This window comes from Gammaproteobacteria bacterium, assembly GCA_003696665.1.
Lineage (GTDB): Bacteria > Pseudomonadota > Gammaproteobacteria > Enterobacterales.
Map to the genome: position 1 here is coordinate 1 of RFGJ01000180.1, position 2769 is coordinate 2769.

Here is a 2769-nt window from a genome sequence, read left to right on the forward strand (position 1 = left end):
TAAACGATCATTTTGAACGTGTCCGGATAGCGTTTAAACATCGCCAACTGACCGTCTGTCAAATACTTCCGGTATTGCGCCACGTTCTTAGCCGTGATCGTGAATAATGGCTTATCTGCGGCGAACGGATCCGGATGATGATCCCCCGGCTTATAACCAGCCGGCGGTTGCGTAATACCTCCGGTCCACTCCGGAATCGTGCCCTCTTTATTACCAGCCTTGACGGCCCCAAGAGGAGTCAAATCTTTTCCTAACCGGGCTGCCTCGTCGGCTGACACCTTCGCGTGGGCCTGACTAAAGCCAAGAGCGAGTGCGATCGCGCTGCCCAAAAGGATGTTCTTGTTTGTAATGCGCATGCGCCTTATCCCTCTATAATTCTTAAATCGAATAACTAACACTGATGGAAGCATAGTCGCGGTCTGACAACGTATTCGCCGTACCAGCGCCAAAGAACTGGTTGTAATTGATGTCAATCTTCCAACGGCTCTGGTAATCAAGTGTCAATCCAACCGCCACTGCTTTCCGACCTTCTACGAAGTTACCAATTGGAAGTGGCGTTGTCCCGCTGACATCATGTTGGAACACGATGCGAGGTGACGCATTCCAACCATAGAAGGCATCGGAATAGTCAAGCTTGCCAACCAAGCGATATCCCCATGAAAAATCATCCGCAAACGGATTGGTTTCGACCCCTTCGAATGCGGCCCGCGCTGGGTTTGCACTTCGAGAAGTTCCCGGAGCTTCAAATCTCAACTCCGACTGGGACGGCATGTTCAGGATCCAGTCCGCACCAACTTCAAGCAATACGGTAAACTGATCAGAACCGAGCATGGGTCCCAAGAGCTGTGTAAACGTCATCTGAGCCTGAACCGTATCAAGCAGCCGGTAACCACTTATTTCATCACCCGGTAAAGCACCGCCTGGAATCTGGCTGGTCCCGCTCGGTATGGTGCCGACCGGTTCTAATGCAGCAAAGAGGAGCTCTACATCGTCGATCTGAATTGGCTCGTCTTTTCGATACGACACTTCACCGGCAATCGACAACCCAGCAGGGCCTAGCGTATTAAAGCTGAAACCGTATAGCTTGATGTCCTCTATATACTCCAAGAATCCTTCAACCTGTACGCCGTTATGCGCGTATGCAGAGATGATTGGGCGCTTGTTGTGGTAATTCAAATAATAGAAACCAAACTCAGTTTCATTAAGCTCTTCCGCATACCAAGAGAGCTTTAAACCATATTGACCGTCATCACGTGCCACCCTGTCAGGAAGACGAATGGCTACCGTGCCAGGCGCGCCTTCGGGGAAAAGACCAAATCCGAGATATATCTCGCGACCTCCAGCACCCACGAAGTCATTGGTTGCAAAGTAACTGCCTGGCACATCGAACCGGAATGGTGCCCAGTCAAATTGTACATAACCTTCCAACGATACGTTGTCAGTAATATCGAAAGATGCCCATAGCGCTTGCAATGGAATGAATGCTTCTTTGAGCTCCGATCCCGGTGCACGCAGTGCACTCAAGTTGAGCGGGTTTGCTTCGGCAATACCATGCTGGATAAAGGTACTTTCCCCCCAGTTGATGACTTGCTTACCCAATCGGACCTGGAGGTAATGGTCACCCAAATCCCAGCTGCCATAGGCAAAGGCATCCAAAAGCTGGACATCTTTACCCGCCTGATTGATCGATGCCTCAGCTAGCTGTTTAAATGGTCGGCGTTCATCGACCAGCTCAGTGTCATAAAAATACCTAAAGCGAGTAAAGACGCCATAGGTATCCTGATAACTGACCCCCAATTCGTGCAACCCTTTGAACACGCGGGAGAACGCATCGCCCTTGTCAAAATTCAGGTTGCCATCGTCGCCATTGGTTGAAAATGCGCTGCCACCATTGGCTATCCCAACCAATCGCATATCACGATCTTCTAGGCGCCAGCTGGAACCTATTGTCCACGTCGAGTCGAATTGAATTGTCCAGTCCCCGTCGTCTGTGGTCCAACTCTTGGCCTGAGCGACATTCGTCACGCCGAGCGTTAACGACACAGCAAGTGCCACTTTCGATAACCGCGGGATGAGCTTGTTGTTCAAGTGCATAGCCCCTTTTATTGTCATTGTAGTTACCTTCCCAATGCGTTTTATTGAGCTTAAGGCCCAGCGGTCACCCTAAAACAAGGGGACAGCCAAGCACTCTCGTTTGCAGTCTAGCAACAAATCAGACCTCTGCCAAGATAATCGAAAAACGAATCTTTTTTCCACCAAAAATTTGTCCTGAGACTCTATTTCAGATAACAAATCAAACGCTTGTCTTCCTTTTACAACGTACCGGTCGTAGTTTTGTTCTTTTCGAGAAACTCTTGGCATAGATTTTCCGACATTGGTTTGGCGTAGACATATCCCTGGATGAGATCGACTCCAAATGATTTCAGCAAGCTTGCCTGTTCCTGACTCTCGACCCCTTCGGCAATGACATGCATGTCTAGTGTGTGACCTAGGTTCACGATGGCTCGGACAATAGACGCATCGCTTTGATTATTGGTAATGTCCTTGACGAAGGAACGGTCAATCTTGATGGCATCTACCGGAAATTGTTTTAAATACGCCAGACTCGAATAACCAGTACCAAAATCATCAATCGATAACCTGACCCCAACTTTTTTCAGTTGTTTCAATATATAGATCGCAAAATCATGATCCTCCATGAGCATACTCTCTGTTAATTCGAGCTCGATCATGTCAGGTACAATTTCAGTCTGCTCAATCGCCTGCTGA

Annotated in this window: 3 protein-coding genes; all 3 read right to left on the minus strand. The window is 48.7% G+C overall.

The window, feature by feature from the left end; translation table 11 throughout:
• On the minus strand, positions 1-356 hold a 356-nt coding region (locus D6694_05290; protein ID RMH44946.1), incomplete at its 3' end, for a DUF1329 domain-containing protein.
• A gap of 22 nt (positions 357-378) precedes the next feature.
• Entirely contained in the window at positions 379-2112 is a 1734-nt protein-coding gene (locus D6694_05295) for a DUF1302 domain-containing protein (protein ID RMH44947.1), read from the minus strand.
• A gap of 200 nt (positions 2113-2312) precedes the next feature.
• Positions 2313-2769 (minus strand): EAL domain-containing protein (locus tag D6694_05300; protein ID RMH44948.1); only part of this gene is annotated, 457 nt, incomplete at its 5' end.

Bases quoted from the DNA above. Each gene is read 5' to 3' on its own strand.
- D6694_05295 (RMH44947.1), bottom strand. From the start codon at position 2,112: ATGACAATAAAAGGGGCTATGCACTTGAACAACAAGCTCATCCCGCGG.